This is a genomic window from Bradyrhizobium tunisiense, from assembly GCF_042263385.1.
Lineage (GTDB): Bacteria > Pseudomonadota > Alphaproteobacteria > Rhizobiales > Xanthobacteraceae > Bradyrhizobium > Bradyrhizobium tunisiense.
Window position 1 is genome coordinate 361,151 of the sequence record NZ_JBHLEV010000004.1, and the last position, 24,665, is coordinate 385,815.

21 protein-coding genes are annotated in these 24,665 nt (G+C 64.5%); 7 read left to right on the forward strand and 14 right to left on the reverse strand.

The window, feature by feature from the left end:
• Entirely contained in the window at window positions 1-747 is a 747-nt protein-coding gene (gene cnbZ / locus ACFDR6_RS20510) for a 2-amino-5-chloromuconate deaminase CnbZ (protein ID WP_212081137.1), read from the forward strand.
• A gap of 49 nt (window positions 748-796) precedes the next feature.
• Here the strand turns inward: cnbZ and ACFDR6_RS20515 are convergent, their stop codons facing one another.
• The 12 genes from ACFDR6_RS20515 to ACFDR6_RS20570 all read right to left on the reverse strand — a co-directional run bounded on the left by ACFDR6_RS20515 (window position 797) and on the right by ACFDR6_RS20570 (window position 14,869).
• Complete coding sequence (locus ACFDR6_RS20515) at window positions 797-1,684, reverse strand: ABC transporter permease (protein ID WP_375859302.1); 888 nt, start codon at window positions 1,682-1,684, stop codon at window positions 797-799.
• A gap of 3 nt (window positions 1,685-1,687) precedes the next feature.
• Entirely contained in the window at window positions 1,688-2,629 is a 942-nt protein-coding gene (locus ACFDR6_RS20520; protein ID WP_375859303.1) for an ABC transporter permease, read from the reverse strand.
• Window positions 2,630-2,786: 157 nt separating this feature from the next.
• Window positions 2,787-4,310, reverse strand: coding sequence for an ABC transporter substrate-binding protein (locus ACFDR6_RS20525; RefSeq protein ID WP_375859304.1), 1,524 nt, complete (start codon window positions 4,308-4,310; stop codon window positions 2,787-2,789).
• A 23-nt stretch (window positions 4,311-4,333) separates the two neighbouring features.
• Window positions 4,334-5,437, reverse strand: a complete 1,104-nt coding sequence (locus tag ACFDR6_RS20530) for an ABC transporter ATP-binding protein (protein WP_375859305.1) — start codon at window positions 5,435-5,437, stop codon at window positions 4,334-4,336.
• A 175-nt stretch (window positions 5,438-5,612) separates the two neighbouring features.
• Window positions 5,613-6,602 (reverse strand): ABC transporter ATP-binding protein, encoded by a 990-nt coding sequence (locus ACFDR6_RS20535; RefSeq protein WP_375859306.1) that lies wholly within the window; start codon window positions 6,600-6,602, stop codon window positions 5,613-5,615.
• On the reverse strand, window positions 6,599-7,309 hold the full coding sequence (locus ACFDR6_RS20540) for a DUF1028 domain-containing protein (RefSeq protein ID WP_375859307.1): 711 nt from the start codon (window positions 7,307-7,309) through the stop codon (window positions 6,599-6,601). Before ACFDR6_RS20540 ends, ACFDR6_RS20535 begins: the two co-directional genes overlap by 4 nt.
• Before the next feature lie 9 nt (window positions 7,310-7,318).
• Window positions 7,319-9,124 (reverse strand): gamma-glutamyltransferase family protein, encoded by a 1,806-nt coding sequence (locus tag ACFDR6_RS20545; RefSeq protein WP_375859308.1) that lies wholly within the window; start codon window positions 9,122-9,124, stop codon window positions 7,319-7,321.
• Window positions 9,125-9,205: 81 nt separating this feature from the next.
• The gene (locus ACFDR6_RS20550; RefSeq protein ID WP_375847627.1) at window positions 9,206-10,195 is read right to left on the reverse strand and encodes an ABC transporter ATP-binding protein; all 990 of its coding nucleotides are present in this window, start codon (window positions 10,193-10,195) and stop codon (window positions 9,206-9,208) included.
• Window positions 10,192-11,178 carry an ABC transporter ATP-binding protein gene (locus tag ACFDR6_RS20555; RefSeq protein ID WP_317240481.1) on the reverse strand — a complete coding sequence of 329 codons (987 nt, stop codon included), beginning with the start codon at window positions 11,176-11,178 and terminating at the stop codon, window positions 10,192-10,194. Before ACFDR6_RS20555 ends, ACFDR6_RS20550 begins: the two co-directional genes overlap by 4 nt.
• A gap of 28 nt (window positions 11,179-11,206) precedes the next feature.
• Entirely contained in the window at window positions 11,207-12,178 is a 972-nt protein-coding gene (locus tag ACFDR6_RS20560; RefSeq protein WP_375859309.1) for an ABC transporter permease, read from the reverse strand.
• A gap of 11 nt (window positions 12,179-12,189) precedes the next feature.
• Window positions 12,190-13,170, reverse strand: coding sequence for an ABC transporter permease (locus tag ACFDR6_RS20565; protein ID WP_212081147.1), 981 nt, complete (start codon window positions 13,168-13,170; stop codon window positions 12,190-12,192).
• Window positions 13,171-13,273: 103 nt separating this feature from the next.
• Window positions 13,274-14,869, reverse strand: coding sequence for an ABC transporter substrate-binding protein (locus tag ACFDR6_RS20570; protein WP_375859311.1), 1,596 nt, complete (start codon window positions 14,867-14,869; stop codon window positions 13,274-13,276).
• Window positions 14,870-15,173: 304 nt separating this feature from the next.
• Here ACFDR6_RS20570 and ACFDR6_RS20575 point away from each other — a divergent pair, with 304 nt between their 5' ends.
• The 6 genes from ACFDR6_RS20575 to ACFDR6_RS20600 all read left to right on the forward strand — a co-directional run bounded on the left by ACFDR6_RS20575 (window position 15,174) and on the right by ACFDR6_RS20600 (window position 22,987).
• Window positions 15,174-15,431, forward strand: a complete 258-nt coding sequence (locus ACFDR6_RS20575; protein ID WP_212081149.1) for a DUF6489 family protein — start codon at window positions 15,174-15,176, stop codon at window positions 15,429-15,431.
• Window positions 15,432-16,232 carry an esterase/lipase family protein gene (locus tag ACFDR6_RS20580; RefSeq protein WP_212081150.1) on the forward strand — a complete coding sequence of 267 codons (801 nt, stop codon included), beginning with the start codon at window positions 15,432-15,434 and terminating at the stop codon, window positions 16,230-16,232.
• Between the two features lie 47 nt (window positions 16,233-16,279).
• A complete protein-coding gene (locus ACFDR6_RS20585) occupies window positions 16,280-17,830 on the forward strand; it encodes a WS/DGAT/MGAT family O-acyltransferase (protein WP_375859312.1) in 1,551 nt (516 codons plus the stop codon).
• Between the two features lie 10 nt (window positions 17,831-17,840).
• A complete protein-coding gene (locus ACFDR6_RS20590) occupies window positions 17,841-18,836 on the forward strand; it encodes an alpha/beta fold hydrolase (RefSeq protein ID WP_317240477.1) in 996 nt (331 codons plus the stop codon).
• A 140-nt stretch (window positions 18,837-18,976) separates the two neighbouring features.
• The gene (locus ACFDR6_RS20595) at window positions 18,977-22,213 is read left to right on the forward strand and encodes a bifunctional cytochrome P450/NADPH--P450 reductase (RefSeq protein WP_375859313.1); all 3,237 of its coding nucleotides are present in this window, start codon (window positions 18,977-18,979) and stop codon (window positions 22,211-22,213) included.
• Window positions 22,214-22,312: 99 nt separating this feature from the next.
• Window positions 22,313-22,987, forward strand: a complete 675-nt coding sequence (locus ACFDR6_RS20600; RefSeq protein WP_375859314.1) for a spermidine synthase — start codon at window positions 22,313-22,315, stop codon at window positions 22,985-22,987.
• A gap of 20 nt (window positions 22,988-23,007) precedes the next feature.
• Here ACFDR6_RS20600 and ACFDR6_RS20605 read toward each other — a convergent pair whose 3' ends face one another.
• Both ACFDR6_RS20605 and ACFDR6_RS20610 read right to left on the reverse strand, forming a co-directional pair.
• Window positions 23,008-23,472 carry a nuclear transport factor 2 family protein gene (locus tag ACFDR6_RS20605; protein WP_317240474.1) on the reverse strand — a complete coding sequence of 155 codons (465 nt, stop codon included), beginning with the start codon at window positions 23,470-23,472 and terminating at the stop codon, window positions 23,008-23,010.
• A gap of 118 nt (window positions 23,473-23,590) precedes the next feature.
• Window positions 23,591-24,505, reverse strand: a complete 915-nt coding sequence (locus ACFDR6_RS20610) for an alpha/beta fold hydrolase (RefSeq protein ID WP_212081156.1) — start codon at window positions 24,503-24,505, stop codon at window positions 23,591-23,593.
• Between the last annotated feature and the right edge of the window lie 160 nt (window positions 24,506-24,665).

The following is a 24,665-nucleotide window of genomic DNA, read 5'->3' on the forward strand; positions in this document are numbered from 1 at the left end:
ATGATTCGTCAGTTCTCTGCCGGCAATTACCGCTTCATTCCGTCCGTGTTTCAATACTCAGCGGGTGCCGCCGCGGACGACGGCTATGAGATCGAGCGTGTCCGCTTCGACCGTCTGGTGCCGCTCGCGGAAGGATTTGCACTGGCCGCAAAATTCATTCAGGAGGCAGGTCGTCCCCTGACGGCGTTCTGCGCCTGCGAGCTGCGTTCACCCGCGGCCTTCAGCGAAGAGGGCTTTCGCGCGTTCAACCTGCACTATGTGAAGACGCTGTCCGAATGGAGCATCTTCGACGGCACCACCAATCCGGTGGCGCGCAGCAATGTCTGTCCCGAGATCGACCCGCCGTCCGAGCCGTCGTTCTACGCGTTCTCCTTCACGCGTCCGACCCGCTCGAAGGCGCCGAGCTTCGTGATAGCGGGTGGCGCCGAGGCTCGCGAGGGCGGCGGCACCTACGTCGAGCGCACCGTCCGCTATCGCGATCTCAGCCCGGAGGGGCTGCGTGAAAAGGTGCGCTTCACCACGACGTCGCAGATGGAGAACCGGCTGGCGGCGTTTGGATTCGGCTGGAAGGAAACTACCGGCGTGCAGGCTTATTCGGTGCACGACTTCCACCATGCCCTCGTCGACGAACTGGTCCGCCGCGGCGCTCTGCGTTCCGGCCTGACCTGGCATTTCGCCCGGCCGCCGGTGGTCGATCTCGAATACGAGATGGATTGCCGCCGCGTGATGCGGGAAGTGGTGATTTGAGGTCCTCACCTCTCCCCGAAGGGGAGAGGTGAAAGGGCCGTTTCGGCTTCTACCGCTGCCTCGGATCGAGAGCGTCGCGCAGGCCATCGCCGAGCAGGTTCAGCGACAGCACCACGAGGAAGATCGCAAGTCCCGGCCAGATCGCCATCCACGGCGCCTGGGTCAGGAAGCGCTGCGCGGCGTTGAGCATGCTGCCCCAGGATGGCGCCGGCGGCTGCTGGCCGAGGCCGAGGAACGACAATGCGGCTTCGGCGATGATGGCGGCGGCGATCGAGAGCGTCGCCTGTACCAGCAGTGCCGGCAGGATGTTCGGCAGGATATGCGCGATCGCGATCCGCCACGGCGGATTGCCGAGCGCGCGCGCGGCCTCGACATAATCCTCGGCCTTGACGACGAGGACCTGGCCACGGGTCAGGCGGATGAAGATCGGCGTCGCCGAGATGCCAATCGCGATCATGGCATTGCCGAGGCTCGGCCCGAGGAATGCGGCGAGCGCGATTGCCAGGATCAGGAACGGGCAGGCCAGCATCGCGTCCGTGATCCGGCTGATCAGTGCATCGAGGAAGCCGCCGCGATAACCGGCGAGGAGACCAAGCGGCACGCCGATGCCGAGCGCGATCGCGACCGAGATGAGGCCCGCGAGCAGCGAGGCGCGCGCGCCGTAGACGACGCGGCTGAGGATATCGCGGCCCAGCTCGTCGGTGCCGAACCAGTGCGCCGCGGTGGGGGCCTTGCGCACCAGGCTCCAGCTCGTCGCGATGGGATCATAGGGCACGATGAGCGGGGCGAAGGCCGCAAGCAGGATGAACGCCGTGATCACAACGAGCCCGAACACGGCGGCCTTGCGCTTGAATAGCCGCCGCCGGGCGCGGCGCGCCGGGCTGTCAAGTTCAAAGGCTTGCGTGGCAGGGGTGGTTGATAGGGCAGCGTCGGTCATCGCCTAACCCCTTAGCTTGGGATTGACGAGGATATAGGCGATATCGGCGACGAGGTTCAGCGTGATGTAGACCGTGGCCGTGACCAGCACGACCCCCTGCACCACCGCGTAGTCGCGGTTGAAGACGGCATCCACGATCAGCTTGCCAAAACCGGGAATGGAGAAGATCTGCTCGGTCAGGACCGCACCCGACAGCAGCGTGCCGAGCTCCAGCGCGCCGAGCGTGATGATGGGCGTCAGTGCATTGCGCATGGCATGCTTGAGGATCACGGAGCGCTCGGAGAGCCCCTTCGCGCGCGCGGTGCGGACATAGTCGCTCTCCAGCACCTGAAGCATGGCGCTGCGCGTATGCCGCATCAGGACCGCGGAGATTGCATTGCCGAGCACGAAGGCCGGCATGATGGTGGCGGCAAGGCTCGCGCGCCAGTTCTCGGTGAGCGGGACATAGCCCGATGCCGGCAGCCAACCGAGCTTGATCGAAAACAGGAAGATCAGCAGGATCCCGAGCCAGAAGTTCGGCGTCGAGATCCCCCACAGCGCAAACAGGTTGGCGCCATAGTCCCAGGCCGTGCCCTTCTTCACCGCGGAGACGATGCCGGCGGGAATGCCGATGAAGAACGCGATCAGGATCGCCATCGAGCCGAGCTGCAGCGTCACCGGCAATTTTTGCGCGATCAGCTCGCGCACCGGCATCTTGTTGCGCAAGGACTCGCCGAAGTTTCCGGTCAGGACGCCCTTGAGCCAGTAGACGTACTGCACGGGAATCGGCTGATCGAGCTTGTACTGCTGCCGGATCTGCTCGATCACGGCGGGATCGCGCTCCTCGCCCGCCATCACCAGCGCGGGATCGCCCGGCAGCAATTGCTGGAGCGAGAAGATCAGCACCGACACGAAGAACAGTGTCGGCACGATCTGAGCGATGCGGTGGGCAAGGAATCTCAGCATGGTTAGGCCGGTGTGCCGGGCGCGGCGCAACATGCAATGCTGCGCTGCTGAACCGGGACCCATCTATCACGATGTGTCATCGCTATGGGTCCCGGCGCTGCGGTGCGGCGCTTGCGGGCTGCGCCGAGTCCGGGACACGCACCTATCGTCAGATTCGTCACTTGAACTTCAATCCGACCACGCGCACCAGCCCGTCGGGCATCTGCTTGTAGCCCTGAAGCTTGGTCGTGTGTGCGATCAGGAGCGTGCGGTGATAGATGTAGATGATCGGCAAATCGTCGAGTAGGATTTTTGTCAGCTTGGCGTAAATCGCCTTGCGCTCCTCGACATTGGAGGTCGCCCGCCCGTCTTCCATCAGCTTGTCGGCTTCCGGATTCGCGTACCCGCCGTCGTTCTGCGGTGCCTTGCTGCGCATGAAGATGTAGGAATTGCCGTCGGGATCGATACGGCCGCTCCAGTTGATCTGGAAGATCTGGAATTCTCCGGCCTGGGCCTGCTTGAAGGTCGTGGCGAATTCGACAGCACGGATCTTGATGTCGAAGCCCGCTTCGGCGGCCATGGACTGGACGACCTGGGCCACGGCTTCGTTCTCCGCGCCCTTGGGGATCATGTAATCCACCGTCACCGGCGTGGGGACGCCGGCTTCCTTCAACAACGCCTTGGCTTTCGCGATATCACGACCGCGGACCGGGAATGCCTTCTGGTAGTAGGGATGTGTCGGGCTGACCCATTGATTGCCTGGGGTGAACTCGCCGTTGAAGACGACCTGGTTGAGGGCCTCGCGGTCGATCGAGAGGTCGAGCGCCTGGCGTACCTTCGCCGACTGGCTCAGTGGCCCCTTGGCCTTGTCATTGCCGATATTGACGGTCAGGCCGAGATAGCCGAGCTCCGGCGCGGTCGATAGCACCAGCTTGGGATCGGCTCGGACGTCCTTGATGTCGGTGGCGAGCACGCGCTCGATCAGATCAAGACCCCCTGACTTCAGGTTCGCAAGCCGCACGGTCGCATCGACGATCGGCAGGAACACCACGCGATCGATATGGATGTTGTCCTTGTTCCAGTAATCGGCAAATTTCTCGAACACCATGCGGTCCTGCTGGACGCGCTCGACGAATTTGTAGGGGCCGGCGCAGACCGGATGCAGGCCGAACTTGTCGCCAGCTTCCTTCGCCGCCTTCGGTGAGACCATCATGCCGGAGCGGTCGGTGAGCTGGGCGATCAAGGGTGAGTATGGCGTTTTCAGCACCAGCTTGATCGTCAGGGGATCGACCACCTCGACATGGTCGACGCTGGCAAGCTCCGACTTGCGGAACGAGGTCGGTAGCGTCATGTGGCGCTCGATCGAGAATTTTGCGGCTTCCGCGTCGAGCGGCTCGCCGTCGTGGAATTTGACGCCCGGCCGGAGCTTGATCGTCATCTCCTTGCCGTCGGCCGAGGTCTCGTGGGACAGCGCGAGCTGCGGCACGATGTTGAGCTTCTCGTCGATATCGAACAGCTTGTCGCAGAAAGCGGAGAACACGATGCGGCCGACATAGGTGCGGCCGATGCTGGGATCGAGGATATCAGGGTCCTCGGCGATGCCGATGCGCAGCGTGGTCTGAGCCTGGACTTGGTCCTGGGCTGCGCCCGCGAGCGACGTCAGCACGGCCGACACCAGGATTGCCAAACGCATGAAACTCATCGCTCTCAACCTCTGTTTTGCGGCTATACCGGGTCCGTTCCCAATGAACTAACCCCGCTGCCGCGGACTGCTTCCGGGCCGCCGCTGAAGGCGGCGACCAATTTTTCAAGGACCGGCGAAAAGCCGCCGTCGGACGGGACGATCGCCGCGGAGGGCGGCAGTTCCGACGTTCGGTGGCAGGCCGTTGCATGTCCGATGCCATCCGCGGCCAGCTGAGGCATCTCGCTGCGGCAGCGCTCGACCACGTAGGGGCAGCGGGTGTGGAAGCGGCATCCCGGCGGCGGATTGAGCGCGCTGGGGATCTCTCCCTGCAGCACAATCCGGCTGCGCTTTGCCTGCGGTTTAGGCACGGGGATCGCGGACAAAAGCGCCCGGCTATAGGGATGGCTTGGTGCTGCGAACAGCGAGTCCGCTTCCGCGGTCTCGACGATTTGGCCGAGATTCATCACCGCCACGTGGTCGGCGATGTGCTTGACCACGGCGAGATCGTGCGAGACGAAGATGTAGGCAAGGCCGAGCCGGTCCTGCAGCTCGCGCAGCAGGTTCAGGATCTGCGAGCGGATCGACACGTCGAGCGCGGAGACCGGCTCGTCGCAGATGATCAGCTTCGGCTCGACCGCGAGCGCGCGGGCGATGGCGATGCGCTGACGCTGGCCCCCGGAGAATTCGTGCGGATAGCGCCGCGCCAGCCGTGGCTCGAGGCCTACCAGGCGCAATAGCTCGGCGACGCGCTCGCGCCGCTGCGCTGACGGCACGAGGCCGAGCAGCGCCAACGGCTCGGTCAGGATCTGGCCGACGGTCATGCGCGGATTGAGCGAGGCGTATGGATCCTGGAAGATTATCTGCGCTTCGCGGCGGAATTTTCGCAAGCCATCGGCATCCAGCGCGAGCAGGTCGCGACCATTGAAGCGCACCGAGCCCGCATCCGGCTCGATCAGCCGCAGCACCAGCCGGCTGACGGTGGATTTGCCGCAACCGGATTCGCCGACCAGAGCCAGCGTCTTGCCGGCGTCGAGCGAAAAGGACACGCCGTCGACCGCTTTCACATGCGCCAGCGGCCGGCCGAACAGCGAGCGCTCGGCGATGAAATGCTTGACCAGGCCCTTGACCTCGAGCAGCGCGGTCATTGTGTCTGCTCCTCGTCGGTGGAGGTCTCGTGTCCCGGGCGCGGCGCAACACGAAGTGTTGTGACGCTGAACCGGGACCCAGTCTGCGGCGCGATGGGCCCCGGTTCAGCGGCGGCCCATGGCGCTTCGCTTGTGCTGCACCGCGCCCGGGGCAGGAGAGGGGAGAACGAGGCCATCACGACACCAGTCGTTCGAGCGGCGCGCGGATGCAGCGCGAGAGGTGGCCGGGGCTGACCTCGATCAATGGCGGCGGCGCCTTGGTGCAGGCCTCCAGCACGAACGGACAGCGCGCGGCGAAGCGGCAGCCGGCCGGCGGCTGCGCCATGTTCGGCACCATGCCTTCGATCGTCGCGAGCTGCTCGGCGCGGTGGTCGAGCCGCGGGATCGAGCCGAGCAGGCCGACGGTGTAAGGGTGTTGCGGCGCGGAGAACAGCTCATCCACCGGCGCACGCTCGACGATCTCGCCGGCATACATCACCGCGACCTCGTCGCAGACCTCGGCGACGACGCCGAGATCGTGCGTGATCAGGATGATGGCGGCGCCGCTCGCAGCCTTCAGCTCGCGCATCAATTCCAGGATCTGCGCCTGCAGGGTGACGTCGAGCGCGGTGGTCGGCTCGTCCGCGATCAAGAGGCGCGGATCGCAGGCGAGCGCCATCGCGATCATCACGCGCTGGCGCATCCCGCCCGAGAGCTTGTGCGGATATTCGTCGATGCGCCGCTCGGGCGAGGGGATGTGGACGCGGCGCAACAGCTCGATGGCCCGCTCGCGCGCGCTCTTCCGCGAGCCGCCGCGGTGGCGCAGGATGGTCTCGATGATCTGGTCGCCGATGGTGAAGCTCGGGTTGAGCGAGGTCATCGGCTCCTGGAAGATCATCGCGAGCCGGTTGCCGCGCAAGTCGCGCAGGGTCTGGTCCGGCGTCTTCAGCAGGTCAAAACCATCGAAGCGGATCGCGCCTGAAATCTCCGCGCTCTGCTTCGGCAGGAGGCCCATGATGGCCAGCGAGGTCACGCTCTTGCCGCAGCCCGATTCACCGACGAGGCCGAGCGTCGCGCCATTGGCAACACTGAGATCAACGCCGTCGACCGCATGGGTGATCCGGCCGTCGTCGCCGTGAAAGCGGATGCGTAGATCCGTGATCTCGATGAGAGGACCGGCGCTCATGCCTGCCTTGCCTGTGCCGCGGCGATAGTTGCTTCGATGACGCTGCGATCGGTGTTGCCGGATGGATTTTGCCGCGTCGGCATGGAAGGGCGGAAGTGCACCCAGAGCTCCTGGCTGACACGTTCGAGCCGTTCGAGCTCACCGAGTGGATCGGGATGATCGTCGGCGCGGATGTCCAGCGCCGGCCATTCCTCCTCGCCATGGATCAGCAGCGCGGCGGACTGCTTGCCGCGCTTGTCGCCGCCGTCGGCCTCGCCGGCGCGCATCGCCGCGAGCAGGCGGCGCGGGAAGGGCAGGCTGTCGTTGGCGATATAGGTCTTTGCGGTCTCGTCGAGCACGTCGGCGCCGGCGAGCATGTTGCCGGCAATCGAAAAGCCGCTGCCTGCGACGTGCCCGCACCAGTTGACGCAGTCGCGCCCAGTATGGGCGGCGATCTCGCCGGTCGCGTCCATGATGTGGACCTGCCGGCTCTCGCGGCCGTCGTCGGTGGCGAGCAGCGCGGCGAGAACGTCATGCACATTCAGGCCTTCACGCAGCAGCTTGAGGCCGTCGATGCCGTAATAGGGATTGACGAAGGCCTGGGTCGCGATGGCGCCGACGCCGGCCGCGATATAGGGCACACGTGCGCCGACGGCGAAGAAGCGGGTCGCGACCGCGATGCCGAACTGGCCGGTGGCAGGATCTCGCGCGATGATCGACCAGGTCATGTGTTGCCTTTAGCGTCCCGCGGCGTAACCCTGCATGCCGCGCGGATTGGCGGCGGCGCGCCGGCGGACGCCGACGCGGGAGGCCGCGGTGAGGCGGCCTTCGGACCAGTCGGGCCCGACCTCGACGATATGCCCGCGCTCGCGAAGGTTCTCGATCGTCGCCTTCGGCACGCGGTTCTCGACCACGAGCACGCCAGGGCGTGCGGTGCGCGGCCAGAACGAGATCGGGAAATGCTCGGAATGCCAGGCCGGCGCGTCGATGGCTTCCTGGAGATTGAGATTGCAATGGACGTGGCGCAGGAAGAACTGGGTGATCCACTGGTCCTGCTGGTCGCCGCCGGGCGAGCCCCAGGCGAGGTAGGGCTCGCCGTCGCGCAGCGCCATGGTCGGCGACAGCGTGGTGCGTGGCCGCTTGCCCGGTGCGAGCGAACCGGGTTGGTTCTCTTCCAGATCGAACATTTGGGCGCGGCTGCCGAGGCAGAAGCCCAGTTCGGGAATGACAGGCGAGGATTGCAGCCAGCCTCCTGAAGGCGTCGAGGACACCATGTTGCCGGCCTTGTCGATGATGTCGAAATGCACGGTGTCGCCGCGCACCTCGCCGAAGCGCCCCACGGTCGGTTCGCCGGCGCCGAGCGCGCCGACGGCCTCGCGTTGGCCCTCGGCTCGGCGGAGCTTGACCACGCCGCCGAAGCCTTCGACCGAGCCAGGCCGGAGTTCGAGCGAAGCCTTGTCGGTGACGAGTTTGCGGCGCTCGTCGTTGTAGGCGTTCGACAGCAGCGTCGAGATCGGAATCTCGCTGAACTTGGGATCGCCGTAGAATTTCTCGCGGTCGGCGAAGGCGAGCTTGGCGCATTCGATCTGGAGATGGATGAACTCGGGTCCGGTCGGATCGAGCCCGTCGAGAGCAAAACCCTTCAGTAGGGCCAGTTGTTGCAGCGTCACCGGCCCCTGGCTCCAGACGCCGGCCTTGCAGACGGTGTAGCGGCCATAATCGTAGGTGAGCGGCGCTTCGACCGTCGGCTGCCAGCGCGCCATGTCGTCGGCGGAGAGCACGCCGCGATGCGGCGAGCCGCTGACGTCCATCACCTCCTGCGTTCGGCAGAACTTGTCGATGGCCTCGGCGACGAAACCCTGCGACCAGGCTTTGCGTGCGCGCTCGATCTCGCCCTCGCGGCCACCGCCGCCGCTTTCGGCCTCGTTGAGGATCCGCTGGTAAGTCGCGGCCAGCGTCGTGTTGGTGAACAGCGTGCCGGGCTTTGGCACTTCGCCGTTCGGCAGGTAGACCGCGGCCGAGGTCGGCCAGTGCTTGCGGAACAGCTGCTCGACCGTCTGGATCGTGGCGCAGGCGCGCTCGACCAACGGATAGCCGTCCCGGGCGTAGGAGATCGCCGGTTCCAGCACGTCGCGCACGCGCATCGTGCCATAATCGCGCAGCAGCATCATCCAGGATTCGAAGGTGCCGGGAACGCAGGCCGCGAGCAGGCCGGTGCCAGGGACCATGTCGAGCCCCTCGCTCCTGTAATGCGCGATGGTGGCGCGTGCCGGCGCCGGTCCCTGACCGCAGATCACCTCGGTGCGCCTACGCTTCACGTCGTGCACGATGATCGGGACATCGCCGCCGGGGCCGTTCAGATGCGGCTCGACCACCTGGAGCGTGAAGGCCGTGGCGACGCCGGCGTCGAAGGCGTTCCCGCCCTTTTCGAGGACGGCCATGCCGACGGCGGTCGCGATCCAGTGCGTGGTGGCGACGACCCCGAACGTGCCCTCGATCTCGGGGCGTGTCGTGAAGGGATCGGGATTGACGTTGCTGGCCATGGGCTACCTCACTTGCGACGCGCGCAATTGATCACAGGAGATGCCGCGCCGCCAATGCGCTGCCGGCATGGCACGCGCGCGTCACGCCGGGACCGGCGCGGTGTTGACCGCGTGGCAGGCGACGCCGCCGATCAGCTCCGGCGCTTCCTTGCGGCAGAGATCGAACGCGAGTGGGCAGCGCGGATTGAAGGCGCAGCCGGGCGGCGGATTGATCGGGTTCGGAATCTCGCCCTTCACTGGAATGCGCTGGCGGCCGCTCATGGCAAGATCAGGCACGGCGCCCAGCAGCATCTTGGTGTAGGGCATCCGCGGATTGGCGAACAGCTCGCGTCCCTCGGCGATCTCGACGATGCGGCCGAGATACATCACGCCGACGCGGCTCGCCATGTGGCGGACCACGGCGAGGTTGTGGCTGATGAACATGTAGGTCAGGCCGAACTTGTCCTGGAGGTCGCGCATCAGATTGAGAATCTGCGCCTGCACGGAGACGTCGAGCGCCGAGGTCGGCTCGTCGCAGACGATGAACTCGGCGTCGGAAGCCAGCGCGCGCGCGATCGCGATACGCTGGCGCTGGCCGCCGGAGAATTCGTGCGGAAACTTCAGCCGGTCGTCGGGATGCAGGCCGACGAGGCCGAGCAGCTCGCCGACGCGCCCCTGAATGTCGCGCTCGCCCTGGATCAGGTCGAAGGCGCGGATCGGCTCGGAGATGATGGCATCGACCCGAAAGCGCGGATTCAGGCTCGCATAGGGGTCCTGGAAGATCATCTGGATGCGGCGGCGCAGCTTTCGGCGTGCCTGCGCCTGCCGCGGATCCGTCATCGAGACGCCATCGATCTGGACGTCGCCGGAACTCGGCGGCAACAGGCCGACGACCATCCGTGCCACCGTGGTCTTGCCCGAGCCGGACTCGCCGACCAGTGCGAAGGTCTCGCCCTTCCTGATGTCGAATGTGACGTGATCGACAGCCTTGAGATATTCGAGGTGGCCGCCTTCGAGCACGCGGTTGAGCCAGGGTTTCGAGACGTCGAAGACGCGACGCAGATCCCTGGCCTGAACGAAGGGGGCGCTCATGCCGCGCTCTCCGTCGGCACGTTGTCATAGAGATGGCAGGCGACCGATTGCGTGCCGTGTGGCAGCGGCTCCGGCCGATCGACACGACAGCGATCGAACGCGAAGGCGCAGCGCGGATTGAACGAGCAACCGCGCGGGATCGCGGAGAGGCGCGGCATGGAGCCGGGAATCTGCATGAGGCGCTTGTCGTCGCCGGCCAGTGTCGGGATCGCGCCCATCAGGCCCTTGGCATAAGGGTGCAGCGGATTTCTGACGACATCCTGGACCGGACCGATCTCGGCGACGCGGCCGGCATACATCACCGCGACGCGGTCGGAGGTTTCCGCGATCACGCCCATGTCGTGCGTCACCAGCATCACGGCGGTGCCGTGGTCGCGGCCGAGCCGCTTGATCAGCGAGATGATCTGCGCCTGCACGGAGACGTCGAGCGCGGTGGTCGGCTCATCGGCGATGATCAGCTCGGGCTCGGCGCAGATCGCCAGCGCAATCACGACGCGCTGGCGCATGCCGCCGGAGAATTCGTGGGGATAGCCGTCGATGCGTTTTTCCGGCGCGGGGATACCAACCTCGGCGAGCAGGTCGATGGCGCGGCGGCGGGCGGCGGTCTCGGACAGGTTCAGGTGGGTTCTGATCGTCTCGACGATCTGGTCGCCGACCCGGTATAGCGGATTGAGCGAGGTGAGGGGGTCCTGGAAGATCATGCCGATCCGCTTTCCACGGATGCGGCGCATCTCGTCGGGCCGCAGATTGTCGATGCGCAGGCCGGCGAGATGGATCTCGCCGCCGGCGATGCGGCCGGGCGGGTCGATCAGGCCGATCACCGACAGGCCGGTGACGGACTTGCCGGCGCCGGATTCTCCGACCACGCCCAGCACTTCGCCTTTGGCAATATCAAAGGAGACGCCGTCGATGGCCCGCAGCGTGCCGCGGCGGGAGGCGAACTCCACGCGGAGATCACGAACGGAGAGAACGGGCTCGGTCATGAATGAGACGCTCTTGTCGAAGTGTTGCTCATCGGAGCTTCGGGTTGAGCGCGTCGCGCAGCCAGTCGCCGAGCAGGTTGATCGACAGGATCAGCCCGGCCAGCGCGATGCCGGGGAAAGCGACGATCCACCATTCGCCGGCGAACAGATAGTTGTTGCCGATGCGGATCAGCGTGCCGAGTGAGGGCATGGTGTCGGGCAAGCCGACGCCGAGGAAGGACAGCGTCGCCTCGGTGATGATGGCCAGCGCAAGGTTGATGGTGGCAATGACCAGGATCGGGCCCATCGTGTTGGGCAATACGTGCCGCAGCATGATCGTTGGCGCGGGCAGGCCGATCAGCTGCGCGGCGGCGACGTAGTCCTTGTTCTTCTCGACCATCACGGAGCCGCGCACCGTTCGGGCATACCCCACCCAGAAACTCAGGCCGATCGAGATCACCAGCACCACCAGCATGCTGTTGGCATCCAGCCGGTTGCCGAAGATCGATTTGGCGATGCCGTTGACCAGCAGCGCGATCAGGATCGCGGGGAAAGTGAGTTGCACATCGGCGACCCGCATGATCACGCCATCGACCGCGCCACCGAAATAGCCGGCGATCAGGCCGAGCGCGATGCCGAGGGCGCCGGCGAAGATCACGCCGGCGACGCCCACGGCCAGCGAGATGCGCATGCCGTAGAGGATGGCGGAGAACACGTCGCGGCCCTGCTCGTCGGTGCCGAGCAGGAAGGGGCTCTGGCCATCGGCGGTCCAGAGCGGCGAGATCCGAGAGTTCATCAATTGGAGCTGCGCCGGATCGAACGGGTTCTGCACGGCGAGCGCGGATGCAAAGATCGCGAGCAGGAAGAACAGCAGGGTAACGGCCGCCGCCACCATCGTCAGCTTGGAACGGCGGAACGAGTACAAGATGTCGCTGTCGAGAGCGCGGCTGAGCCAGCTGCGGCCGGCATGCGCGGGCGGGGTGCTCTGCTTGTCGGAGTTGGAGGCGGCTGCGTCGGACATGCAGGGCTGCCTTATGCGGCTCGGCCGACGGTCGCGCGCAGGCGCGGATCGACCACGGTGTAGAGGATGTCAACCACCAGATTGATGGTGACGAAGATCAGCGAAACCATCAGCAGATAGGCGGCCATGATCGGGATGTCGACATTTTGCACGGCCTGCACGAACAGAAGTCCCATGCCCGGCCATTGGAATACGGTCTCGGTGATGATCGAAAATGCAATAACCGAGCCAAACTGAAGTCCAGCCACCGTGATCACGGGAATGAGCGTGTTCTTCAGCGCATGGCCGAAATGGATGGCCCGGGTGGTCAGGCCGCGGGCGCGGGCGAAGCGGATATAGTCGGTTCGCAGCACTTCCAGCATCTCCGCGCGCACCAGCCGCATGATCAGGGTCATCTGGAACAGGCCGAGCGTGATCGAGGGCATGATCAATGCCTTCAGTCCGGACAGTGTGAGCAGACCCGTACTCCACCAGCCGAGCTTGATCACCTCGCCACGGCCGAACGAGGGCAACCACCCCAATGTCACCGCAAACAGATAGATCAGCAGAATGCCGATCAGGAAAGTCGGCAACGAGATGCCGATCAGCGAAACCGCCTGAAACAATTTGGCGAGCACGGTGTCGCGCTTGAGCGCCGAATAGACGCCCATCAGGATGCCGAACACCATGGCAAACACGGTCGCGCAGACCGCGAGTTCCAGCGTGGCCGGCATACGCTCCATCAACAGCGTCGAGACCGGCTGGCGGAACTGGTAGGAGACGCCGAACTTGAACTGCGCGGCGTCGGCGAAATAGCGCACGAACTGCACTGGCACCGGATCGTCGAGGCCGAGCGACTTGCGCACCATTTCGCGTTCGGCGGCCGACGTGTCGATCGAGACGATCTGGTTGACGGGGTCGCCGGCGAAGCGGAACATCGAGAAGGCGATGATGCCGACGGCGAACATGACGCCGATGGCCTGAACGGCGCGGCGAAGAGTGAAAGCGAGCATGCCTTCCACTGTCCTTGGTGTGCGTGCGGCCGACGCCTCTGTCAGCCGGAAAAGGAAAGGTCCCGGAAGCCTGACGCCGCCGGGACCTGGTGTTCAACTGACGTCAGTCCTTTTTGGTCGCCCAATGGAACATGACCAAATTGTCGGCGCGCTGCGGCAGGTTGACCTTCTTCGACACGCCCCAGGCCAGCGCCTGCTGGTGTAGCGGGATGTAGGACCAGTCCTTGCTGCCGATTTCGTAGGCCTGCTTGATCAGCTGGTTACGCTTGGCGGTGTCGGTTTCGACCAGCACCTTGTCGGTAATGGCGTCGAACTCCTTGTTGCAGTAGCCGCCGAGATTGGCCTCACCCCGCGAAGACTTCGCATCGTCGCGGCAGCCCATGATGTCGTAGAGCACGTTGTGCGAGTCCATCGTGCTCGGCGTCCAGCCCAGCAGGTAGAACGAGGTCTGGTAGCCGCCCTGCTTCAGCACCTTGGCAAAGTATTGCGCCTTCGGCTGCGCCAGCAGATTGATCTTGACGCCGATGCGAGCAAGCATGCCGACCACGGCCTGGCAGATCGCGGCGTCGTTGACGTAACGATCGTTCGGGCAGTCCATGGTGACCTCGAAGCCATCGGGATAGCCGGCCTCGGTCAGGAGCTTCTTGGCGCCATCAGGGTCGAATTTCGGCCGCGTGAACTCCTTGGACAGTGCGAACAATTCCGGCGCGATCATCAGGGCCGAGGGCGTCGACAGTCCGCGCATCACGCGCGTCTTGATCAGCTCGATGTCGATCGCTTTGTAGAAGGCTTCGCGGACGCGAACGTCCTTGAACGGATTCTTGCCCTTGATGTTGGAGTAGAGCAGCTCATCGCGCATCTGATCGAAGCCGATGAAGATGGTGCGCAGTTCCGCCCCCTTCAGCACCTGGGCGTTCGGGCTGGAATCGACGCGGGAGATGTCCTGGATCGGCACCGGCTCGATGACGTCGACTTCGCCGGAGAGCAGCGCAGCGACGCGGGTTGCGTCCGAAGCGATCGGGGTGAAGATGATCTCTTTCAAGTTACCTTCGACCTTGCCCCAGTAATTGGGGTTGGCCTTGAAGACCGTCTTCACGCCGGGTTGATGGCTTTCGATGGTGAACGGACCGGTGCCGTTCTCGTTGAGCGAGGCGTAGCTCGGCGTGGTCGCCGCCACCGGCGTCGGATCGACGACGTTATTCGCCTCGGCCCACTTCTTGTCCATGATGTACCAGACATCCCACGAATTATGCAGGATGGGATTGGGCGAAGGCAGGATGAAGTCGACGGTGTAGTCGTCGACCTTGACGACCTTGACGTCCGGCGCAAGACGGGTCTGCATGTTGGACCCCTTCTTGCGGACGCGATCGGCCGAAAACACCACGTCGTCGGCGGTGAAGGGATCGCCGTTGTGGAACTTCACGCCCTTGCGCAAATGGAAGCGCCAGCGGGTCGGCTCCGGAGTTTCCCAGCTCTCCGCCAGCGCCGGAATGATCTTGAGGTCCTTGTCGCGCGCGGTGAGGCCTTGATAGACGTGACCGAGATGGGCGTGGGTGGTGCTCTCGTTGAGCGTATAGGGATCGAGGGACTTCAGGTCGCCCTGGTTGGCATAGCGCAGCGTCTGGCTGGTCGCAGGCGAGGCCGCCAATGCGAACGTACCGGCGAGAGTCGCCGCAAACAGACTTCGACATACTGACATTCTTGACCCTCTCCACGTCGCGGTGCCGGTGGTTTTTGATTGTTCGGCCGGCCGATTAATCCATGTTGCCCAGAGTTCTCGACCGGTGCAAGCGCCATTCCAGCAAGGAACGCGCCAAGTTGCGCCGCTGTGCAGCAAGGCTGACCGTGGCGCCTGGCATGGAGGACCGCATCTTTCGACTTTGGTTGACCATACCGGCCGATTGCGGGACGGGGCAAGTCGCGCCTGCATCAGGTCGCTTGCGTCGCACCACAACTCGCGGCGATACTCCGCAAAGTCGCTCGAATCTCAATCCGGAGGGGACATGAAAGTTAACATCGAAATCGACTGCACCCCCCTCGAGGCCCGCCAGTTCTTTGGCCTTCCGGACGTCATGCCGATGCAGACCGCTGTCATGGACAAGCTGCAGCAACAGATGATGTCCAACATCGACAAGGTCTCCCCGGAATCGCTGATCCAGAGCTGGTTCACCTTCGATCCGAAGATCGCGGAGCGTTTTCAGGACATGTTCGTCACCATGGCCGGTCTCGGCGGCTCGCGCAGCAGCGACAAGAAGAAGTAAATGTCGGCCGGGCCGGCCGGGGCGCTGGAAACAGATCGACTTCGTCCACCGAGCCTCGGCCTGCTGCTCGCCGAGGCTCGCGGCCTGTTCGAATTCAACGCCAGCCTGTTGCTGTCGCCGCTTCTGATGCGCGCGCCCAGGGGCGACGGCCATCCGGTGCTGGCGCTGCCGGGCTTTCTCGCCAGCGATCTCTCGATGATGCCGATGCGGCGTTATCTCAGCGAACTCGGCTACGATGCACATGCCTGGCGAATGGGCCGCAACCTTGGTGGACTGGGGCGGATGCGGGATTCGTTGCGCAGCCGTCTCGTCGAAATCCACGCCGCCACGGGGCGCAAGGTCAGCCTGGTCGGGTGGAGTCTCGGCGGCGTCTATGCCCGCGATCTCGCGCTGTGGGCACCCGACAAGGTTCGCTATGTCATCACGCTTGGCAGCCCTTTCGCCAACGACGTGCGGGCAACCAACGCCACGCGGCTTTACGAGGCGCTGTCCGGCGAGCGGGTCGAGGATTTTGCGGAAGCTCGCGAAGCGATCGCGGGCGATCTGCCGGTGCCGGCGACGTCGATCTATTCGCGCGCCGACGGTGTCGTGAACTGGCGAACCTGCTTGCTCCGGCCCTCCGACCGTGCCGAGAACATCGAGGTGCACCTGGCGAGCCATATCGGGCTCGGGGTGAATCCTGCGGCGCTGTGGGCCGTGGCCGACCGTCTGGCCCAACCGGAAGGGGAATTCTCGCCATTTGACCGGGCAGGGCCGTTTGCCATTGCATATGCCCCGCCGGAACAGGCAGTATCGAGCTGACGAGAAGCGCCGGCCAAGGCGCCCGTCAAATCTAGCGGGAGGGAACTATGGCTGACGGTAAGAAGCTGTCGTCGCTGGACGCGTCGTTTCTCTATCTGGAAACGCCGGAAATGCCGATGCATGTCGGGAGCATGGCGATCTTTCGCCTGCCCGACGACTACAAAGGCGACTTCTTCGAAGACTTCAAGGCAATGATCGTCTCACGCCTTCACATCGCGCCGATTCTGAAGGCGCGGCTGGAGAAAGCACCACTCGACATCGATCATCCTTCCTGGGTGGAGGACGATCAGTTCGACATCGACCGCCACATCTTTCGCGCCAGCCTGCCGCAGCCGCGCGACCGGGCCACGCTGGAGCGCATCGTCGGCTGGATGCACGCCAAACTGTTGAACCGGGCCCGCCCGCTCTGGGAGTTCTACGTGTTCGAGGGCATGAAGGACAACGAGGTCGGACTTTATTCCAAGATGCACCATGCCGCCATCGACGGCGGCGCCGGTGCGGCGCTGACCAGCATGATCTACGATGTCTCTCCGGTGCCCCGGAAGGTCGATCCGCCGGCGGCTGGAAGCAAGCCCGGACAGGAGCCGCGCGACATCGCCGCCAACCTGCTCGATTCCTATCAGCAGCTCTTCACTCAGCCGCTCGATGCGTCGGCCGCCGCGAAGAACCTGCAATTGCCGCGCACCGGCAAGAGCGACATCGGCTCGATCCTGTTCGACAATGCGATGTACCAGATCGAGAGCGCGGTGCGCTTCGCCGGCAACATTCCCACCGTGCTCAAGAGCGTCTCCGAGGTGCTCGGCAAGGTCTCCGATCCGAAGTCGCGCGAGAGCCTCGCCAGCATGGTGTCGCCGCCGACCATGCTCAACAAGACCATTTCCTCCGAGCGCAGCTTTGCCGGCGTGTCGATTTCGTTGTCACGGGCGAAGGCGTTGGCCAAGCAGGCCGGCGGCAAGCTCAACGACGTCGTGCTGGCGCTCGCCTCCGGTGTGGTCCGCCGCTATCTCCAGCAATACGGCACGCTGCCGGCAAAATCCTTGACCGCCGCCGTGCCGATCTCGTTGCGGGAGGAGGGCAACACCGAGGCCAACAACCAGGTGTTCGGCATGATCTGCTCGATCGCGACCAACATCGAGGACCCCAAGGCCCGGCTCGAGGCCATCATCGCGCAGTCGACCAAGTCCAAGGAGATGTCGCATCCGCTGCGGGCACTGATGCCGCAGGTCTCCAACATCTCGATGCTGGGCGCGCCGATCATGGTGCAGATCCTCGCGCTGCTCTACAGCCGCTCCAACCTGTCGGACGTGCTGCCGCCGGCCGCCAACATTACCGTGTCCAACGTGCCGGGACCGCGGCAGACTCTTTATGCCGCCGGCGCGGAGCTATTGCACATCTTCCCGGTCTCGATCTCGACCCACGGCCAGGCCCTCAATATCACCGTGCAGAGCTATCGCGACCAGCTCGATTTCGGCTTCATCGTCGGTGCCAACATCATTCCGCATGTGCAGGTGATGTGCGACATGCTGCCGGAGGAGTTTGCCGCGCTGGAGGCGGCCTACGCGCCGCCGGCGGCGGACATCAAAGGCGCCGCTGAGTAGGAATGTTGCAATGATTGAAATGCCGCCGCTCAAGTTCGCGACGACGAACGGAATCCGCATGGGCTATTACGAGGCAGGCCCGGCCGACGACAAGCCGCCGGTCGTGCTGTGCCACGGCTGGCCCGAGCTCGCTTTCTCCTGGCGTCATCAGATCAAGGCGCTGAGCGAGGCCGGCATCCGCGTGATCGCACCGGATCAGCGCGGCTATGGCGCGTCCGATCGGCCGGAGCCGGTCGAGGACTACGACATGGAGCATTTGACCGGCGATCTCGTCGGTCTGCTCGATCATCTCGGGATCGACAAGGCGATCTTCGTCGGTCACGACTGGGGCGGCTTCGTCGTCTGGCAGATGCCGCTGCGGCATCCCCAGCGCGTGGCCGGCGTCGTCGGCGTCAACACCCCGCATTGGGACCGCAGCCCGATCGACCCGATCGCGCTGTTCCGCCAGCGCTTCGGCGACCAGATGTATATCGTCCAGTTCCAGGATCCCGCGCGCAAGCCGGACCAGATCTTCGGCAGCCGCGTCGAGCAGACGTTCGACGCCTTCATGCGCAAGCCGCTGGCGCGGCCGGAGGCAAAACCGGAAGCGCCGCCGATCGCAGGCGTTGGCGCTTCGGCAAAGACCAACCTGGCCTTTCCGCAGATGATCGCGGCTTACGATGCCAAGGTCGATCCGCGCACGCCGATTCTTTCCGCGGACGAGAAGAAAGTGTTCGTCGACACCTTCACGAAAACCGGCTTCACCGGCGGCATCAACTGGTATCGCAACTTCACGCGCAATTGGGAGCGGTCGAAAGGGCTGGACCATCATATCCATGTGCCGTCATTGATGATCATGGCCGAGAACGATGCGGTGCTGCCGCCATCGGCTGCCGACGGCATGGAGAAGCTGATCGGCGATCTCGAGAAGTACCTGGTGAAGGATAGCGGTCATTGGACGCAGCAGGAGAAGCCGGAGGAGGTCAGCGCCAAGCTGATCGAATGGCGTAGAAGGCGATTTGGCTAGATTCGTCATTGCGAGCGAAGCGAAGCAATCCAGGAATGTATCCGGGAGGCAGATTGCTTCGTCGCATCAGCGCAAGATTGCTTCGCAATTTTGTCGCGAGTTCCTCGCAATGACGATCCTATAAGGGGGAAGCGCATTTAATGTCATCGAAGAACCGACTGGATCCGATCCCGCATCCGCCGACCAAGCCGGTGGTCGGCAACATGCTGTCGCTGGACGCGGCAGCCCCCGTGCAGCACCTGACGCGACTTGCCAAGGAGCTCGGTCCGATCTTCTGGCTCGACATGATGGGCTCGCCGATCGTCGTCGTTTCCGGCCACGATCTCGTCGACGAACTCTCCGACGAGAAGCGGTTCGACAAGACGGTGCGCGGCGCACTGCGGCGCGTGCGTGCGGTCGGCGGCGATGGTCTGTTCACGGCCGACACCAGAGAGCCGAACTGGAGCAAGGCGCACAACATCCTGCTGCAGCCGTTCGGCAATCGCGCCATGCAGTCCTATCACCCGAGCATGGTCGACATTGCCGAGCAACTCGTCCAGAAATGGGAGCGGCTCAATGCCGACGACGAGATCGATGTCGTCCACGACATGACCGCGCTGACGTTGGACACGATCGGCCTGTGCGGCTTCGAGTACCGCTTCAATTCGTTCTACCGCCGCGACTACCATCCCTTCGTCGAGTCGTTGGTGCGCTCGCTCGAAACCATCATGATGACACGCGGCCTGCCGCTCGAGCAGCTCTGGATGCAGAAGCGGCGCAAGACGCTCGCCGAAGACGTTGCCTTCATGAACAAGATGGTCGACGAGATCATCGCCGAGCGCCGCAAGAGTGCGGAGGGGATCGACGACAAGAAGGACATGCTGGCCGCGATGATGACCGGCGTAGACCGCTCGACCGGCGAGCAGCTCGACGACGTCAACATCCGCTACCAGATCAACACGTTCCTGATCGCCGGACACGAGACCACCAGCGGGCTGCTGTCGTGCACGATCTATGCGCTGCTCAAGCATCCGGACATTCTCAAGAAGGCCTATGACGAGGTCGATCGCGTCCTCGGTCCGAATGTCGATGCAAAGCCGACTTACCAGCAGGTGACGCAGCTCACCTACATCACGCAGATCCTGAAGGAGGCGCTGCGGCTGTGGCCGCCGGCGCCGGCTTACGGCATCTCGCCGCTGAACGACGAGACCATCGGCGGCGGCAAGTACAAGCTCAGGAAGGGGACTTTCACCACCATCCTGGTGACCGCGCTGCATCGCGATCCCTCGGTGTGGGGGCCGAATCCCGATGCCTTCGATCCCGAGAATTTCAGCCGTGAGGCGGAGGCCAAACGGCCGATCAATGCCTGGAAGCCGTTCGGCAACGGCCAGCGCGCCTGCATCGGCCGGGGCTTTGCGATGCACGAGGCGGCGCTGGCGCTCGGCATGATCCTGCAGCGCTTCAAGCTGATCGATCACCAGCGCTACCAGATGCACCTGAAGGAGACGCTGACGATGAAGCCGGAAGGCTTCAAGATCAAGGTGCGCCCCCGTGCCGATCGCGAGCGCGGTGTCTATGGCGGGCCCGTCGCGGCTGTATCCTCGGCGCCGAAGGCGCCGCGCCAGCCGACGGCCCGGCCCGGCCACAACACGCCGATGCTGGTGCTGTATGGCTCCAATCTTGGCACGGCGGAAGAGCTCGCGACGCGCATGGCGGACCTTGCCGAGATCAACGGCTTTGCCGTGCATCTCGGCCCGCTCGACGATTACGTCGGCAAGCTGCCGCAGGAGGGCGGCGTGCTGATCATCTGCGCCTCCTATAACGGCGCGCCACCGGACAATGCCACGCAGTTCGTCAAATGGCTCGGCGGCGACTTGCCAAAGGATGCCTTTGCCGGTGTGCGTTACGCCGTGTTCGGTTGCGGCAACAGTGACTGGGCTGCGACCTATCAATCGGTGCCGCGCCTGATCGACGAGCAATTGTCGGCTCACGGCGCGCGCGCGGTCTTTCCGCGCGGCGAGGGCGATGCGCGCAGCGATCTCGACGGCCAGTTCCAGAAATGGTTCCCGGCTGCCGCCCAGGTCGCCACCAAGGAATTCGGCATCGACTGGAACTTCACCCGCACCGCAGAGGACGATCCGCTTTACGCGATCCAGCCGGTGGCGGTGACCGCCGTCAACACCATCGTCGCCCAGGGCGGCGCCGTGGCGATGAAGGTACTGGTCAGCGACGAGCTTCAGAACAAGAACGGCTCGAATCCGTCCGAGCGTTCGACGCGCCACATCGAGGTGCAGTTGCCGGCCAACGTCACTTATCGCGTCGGTGATCACCTCAGCGTCGTCCCGCGCAACGATCCGACGCTGGTGGATTCTGTTGCCCGCCGTTTCGGTTTCCTGCCGGCCGACCAGATCAGGCTGCAGGTCGCAGAAGGGCGCCGCGCGCAATTGCCGGTCGGGGATGCCGTCTCGGTCGGCCGCCTGCTCAGCGAGTTCGTCGAGCTGCAGCAGGTCGCGACACGGAAGCAGATCCAGATCATGGCCGAGCACACGCGCTGCCCCGTCACCAAGCCAAAGCTGCTGGCCTTCGTCGGAGAGGAGGGCGAGCCACTCGAGCGTTACCGCAGCGAGATTCTGTCCCGGCGCAATTCTGTGTTCGACCTGCTGCTCGAATATCCGGCCTGTGAATTGCCGTTTCACGTCTATCTCGAAATGCTCTCCCTGCTGGCGCCGCGCTATTACTCGATCTCGTCCTCGCCGTCGGTCGACCCGGCGCGCTGCAGCATCACGGTCGGCGTGGTCGAAGGGCCGGCCGCGTCGGGGCGCGGCACCTACAAGGGCATCTGCTCGAACTATCTCGCCAACCGGCGCACCGGTGATGCGATCTACGCCACCGTGCGCGAGACCAAGGCCGGTTTCCGGCTCCCGGACGATCCCTCGGTGCCGATCATCATGATCGGCCCCGGCACGGGCCTCGCGCCGTTCCGCGGCTTTCTCCAGGAACGCGCCGCGCGCAAGGCGAAGGGCGCGACGCTCGGGCCATCCATGCTGTTCTACGGCTGCCGCCATCCCGACCAGGATTTTCTCTATGCGGACGAGCTGAAGGCGCTGGCGGCAAGCGGCATCACCGAGCTGTTCACGGCATTCTCGCGCGCGGACGGACCGAAGACCTATGTGCAGCACGTGCTGGCCGTGCAGAAGGACAAGGTGTGGCCGCTGATCGAGCGGGGGGCTGTCATCTATGTCTGCGGCGACGGCGGGAAGATGGAGCCGGACGTGAAGGCAGCGCTGGTCGCGATCCATCGCGAGAAGAGCGGCAGCGATGCGGCCGCCGGCGCGCGGTGGATCGAGGAGATGGGGACCAAGAACCGCTATGTGCTGGACGTGTGGGCGGGCGGCTAGATCGTAGGGCGGGTCAGCCCTGCGATTGCGCATAGCGCAATCGCCCGGCGTAACCGACCATGCTTCGGCGAACCTTTTCGATCGTGCTAAACGTCTGGCATGATTCCCTGGGAAAAGATCGACACCGCCAAGATCCCCGGCTCCGACGAGGAGCTCCGCCTGATGCGGCGGGGCAAGGAGTTCTCCATCAAGCTCGGCACCAATGAGCTGATGAACAACCGGCTGTCAGGCTCGGAAGCGGCCCTCGCAACATTGGCGGCCAAGCGGATCGAGAAGGTTGCAAAGCCCGTCGTCCTCATCGGCGGCCTCGGCATGGGCTTTACGTTGCGTGCGGCGCTGAAGGTGCTCGGAGGCCAGGCGAAGATCGTTGTTTCCGAGCTCGTCCCGTCTGTTGTGGCCTGGGCGCGAGGCCCGATGGCGGAGGTCTTCGGCGACAGTCTCGATGATGCCAGGGTAAGTATCCGGGAAACGGATGTCGGCGACATCATCCGGGCAAAGCGGTCGGCTTTCGACGCCATTCTCCTCGACGTCGACAACGGGCCGGAAGGACTGACCCGCAAGGGCAACGATGCGCTCTATAGCGCGAGCGGGCTCTCGGCGGCGAAGATGGCGCTGCGGCCCGGCGGCGTGCTCGCGGTGTGGTCGTCCGGACCCAATCCGGCGTTCACCAAACGCCTTGGCCGCGCCGGTTTCGACGTCAATGAAGTCAACGTCCGCGCCACCGGAAGGGGCGGCGGCGCACGCCACGTGATCTGGATCGCAAAGAAAAGTTAAACGGCGGGCTACGCTCCGAGCTAGAACATCGTGTTGTTGTTCGCGGGGCTTTCCGGGATCGGCTGCACGACGTCCCAATGCTCGACGATCTTGCCGTTCTCCAGCTTGAAGATGTCGACAATCGCATTGCCTCGGGTGCCGGGCTCGCGAACCGCGTGAACGTGGAGGATGACGTAGTCGCCGTCCACGAAGCTGCGCTTGATCTCGCTGCGCGAATTCGGAAACTTTTCGCGCAGGAATCCGATGAATTTTCGAAAGCCATCCGCGCCATCGGCCGCGTTCGGATTGTGCTGGACATAGCGGTCGCCGACATGGGCGAGGGCGGCATCGGCGTCCTTCTGATTGAGTCCCTTGTCGTAGAAGTCGAGCACGGTTTTGCGATTGGCTTCGTCTTGCGTGCTACCGGCCATCGCGGCGCCATTGGCCAGCGAGAGCATGAGGATGGCGGCAACGATCGTGGCGCCTGGCCGGACAATGGAATGCATGTGAACTCCGCGAGGCCGCGGCCTCTTTGGGATTGAGGAGGACCTGTATAGCTTCCGTGCCGGCTCTCGTTAAGGAGTAACCGGCCGCTCACATGGTCACCGCAAGGAGACCGGCGGTCTACGCCGCCCGCGCCGCCGCGCCATGCGCATGCTTGTCGATTGCGCCGATGATCTCCGGCCAGAACCGCATCGGCAGCGCGTGGCCCATCCCCTCGATCATCAGGAGCTTTGCGCCCGGAATTGACTCGGCCGTGTCCTTGCCCCCCTCGGGGCGGACCAGGGGATCGACGGTACCGTGAATCACCAGCGTCGGGATCTTCACGCCTTGCAGCCGTTCCTTGCGGCTGCCGGAAGCAAGGACGGCGCGGAGCTGCCGGCCAACGCCGGCCGGATTGAGCCCGCGCGCGAACACCCGTTCGGCCCGACCAACGTCCAGCGCTTCCTCCTCGGGAAAATGCCCGGCGCGCAGCACTTTCCAGGTCTGGCCGAACCGGATCATGAATTCCTCCTTGCTGCGCGGCGGCGGTGCCATCAGCATGGCGGCGGCCTCGCGTGTCGGCGGCGGCACGCGCGGATTACCCGTGGTCGACATGATGGAGGTCAGCGAACGGACGCGCTCCGGAAACGACAGTGTCACCTCCTGCGCGATCATGCCGCCCATGGACGCGCCGACCAGATGCGCCGACTTGATGCCGAGCGCATCCATCAGCCCGATCGTGTCCCTGGCCATGTCGATCAGCTTGTAGGTCGCCGTCACGGGAATCTTGAGGAAGCGCAGCTTCAGCAGCTCGAACGGCGTTAACCGCTTGCCGCCGGTCAGATGGCTCGACTTGCCGATGTCGCGATTGTCGAAGCGGATTACGCGAAAGCCTCGCGCGGCAAGTTGCTCGCAGAACGGATCGTCCCAATGGATCATCTGCGCCCCGAGCCCCATGATCAGCAGCAGCGGTTCGGCGTTGTCGTTGCCGAAGATCTCGTAGCAGATGTCGATGCCGTTGGCGCGGACGGTCTGGGGCGGCTGATGAGTGGTCACGGGCGTTCCCTTGGCTTTTGATGTTCGTGTATCGCACGGTTTCACGCCGTAAAGAAGCGGTGTGCGTCGCACTGGGCGACCTGCCGGTTGACCGGCACCGCGCAACGGTGTGGTATGGCGGGAAAAGAAGGGCATCGCAGCTCTCGATTTCAGGAGGATG

Excerpts from the sequence above, each read along its gene's own strand:
- cnbZ (WP_212081137.1), top strand. The coding sequence starts at position 1 with ATGATTCGTCAGTTCTCTGCCGGCAATTACCGCTTCATTCCGTCCGTG.
- ACFDR6_RS20515 (WP_375859302.1), bottom strand. The coding sequence starts at position 1,684 with ATGACCGACGCTGCCCTATCAACCACCCCTGCCACGCAAGCCTTTGAA.
- ACFDR6_RS20520 (WP_375859303.1), bottom strand. The coding sequence starts at position 2,629 with ATGCTGAGATTCCTTGCCCACCGCATCGCTCAGATCGTGCCGACACTG.
- ACFDR6_RS20525 (WP_375859304.1), bottom strand. The coding sequence starts at position 4,310 with ATGAGTTTCATGCGTTTGGCAATCCTGGTGTCGGCCGTGCTGACGTCG.
- ACFDR6_RS20530 (WP_375859305.1), bottom strand. The coding sequence starts at position 5,437 with ATGACCGCGCTGCTCGAGGTCAAGGGCCTGGTCAAGCATTTCATCGCC.
- ACFDR6_RS20535 (WP_375859306.1), bottom strand. The coding sequence starts at position 6,602 with ATGAGCGCCGGTCCTCTCATCGAGATCACGGATCTACGCATCCGCTTT.
- ACFDR6_RS20540 (WP_375859307.1), bottom strand. The coding sequence starts at position 7,309 with ATGACCTGGTCGATCATCGCGCGAGATCCTGCCACCGGCCAGTTCGGC.
- ACFDR6_RS20545 (WP_375859308.1), bottom strand. The coding sequence starts at position 9,124 with ATGGCCAGCAACGTCAATCCCGATCCCTTCACGACACGCCCCGAGATC.
- ACFDR6_RS20550 (WP_375847627.1), bottom strand. The coding sequence starts at position 10,195 with ATGAGCGCCCCCTTCGTTCAGGCCAGGGATCTGCGTCGCGTCTTCGAC.
- ACFDR6_RS20555 (WP_317240481.1), bottom strand. The coding sequence starts at position 11,178 with ATGACCGAGCCCGTTCTCTCCGTTCGTGATCTCCGCGTGGAGTTCGCC.
- ACFDR6_RS20560 (WP_375859309.1), bottom strand. The coding sequence starts at position 12,178 with ATGTCCGACGCAGCCGCCTCCAACTCCGACAAGCAGAGCACCCCGCCC.
- ACFDR6_RS20565 (WP_212081147.1), bottom strand. The coding sequence starts at position 13,170 with ATGCTCGCTTTCACTCTTCGCCGCGCCGTTCAGGCCATCGGCGTCATG.
- ACFDR6_RS20570 (WP_375859311.1), bottom strand. The coding sequence starts at position 14,869 with ATGTCAGTATGTCGAAGTCTGTTTGCGGCGACTCTCGCCGGTACGTTC.
- ACFDR6_RS20575 (WP_212081149.1), top strand. The coding sequence starts at position 15,174 with ATGAAAGTTAACATCGAAATCGACTGCACCCCCCTCGAGGCCCGCCAG.
- ACFDR6_RS20580 (WP_212081150.1), top strand. The coding sequence starts at position 15,432 with ATGTCGGCCGGGCCGGCCGGGGCGCTGGAAACAGATCGACTTCGTCCA.
- ACFDR6_RS20585 (WP_375859312.1), top strand. The coding sequence starts at position 16,280 with ATGGCTGACGGTAAGAAGCTGTCGTCGCTGGACGCGTCGTTTCTCTAT.
- ACFDR6_RS20590 (WP_317240477.1), top strand. The coding sequence starts at position 17,841 with ATGATTGAAATGCCGCCGCTCAAGTTCGCGACGACGAACGGAATCCGC.
- ACFDR6_RS20595 (WP_375859313.1), top strand. The coding sequence starts at position 18,977 with ATGTCATCGAAGAACCGACTGGATCCGATCCCGCATCCGCCGACCAAG.
- ACFDR6_RS20600 (WP_375859314.1), top strand. The coding sequence starts at position 22,313 with ATGATTCCCTGGGAAAAGATCGACACCGCCAAGATCCCCGGCTCCGAC.
- ACFDR6_RS20605 (WP_317240474.1), bottom strand. The coding sequence starts at position 23,472 with ATGCATTCCATTGTCCGGCCAGGCGCCACGATCGTTGCCGCCATCCTC.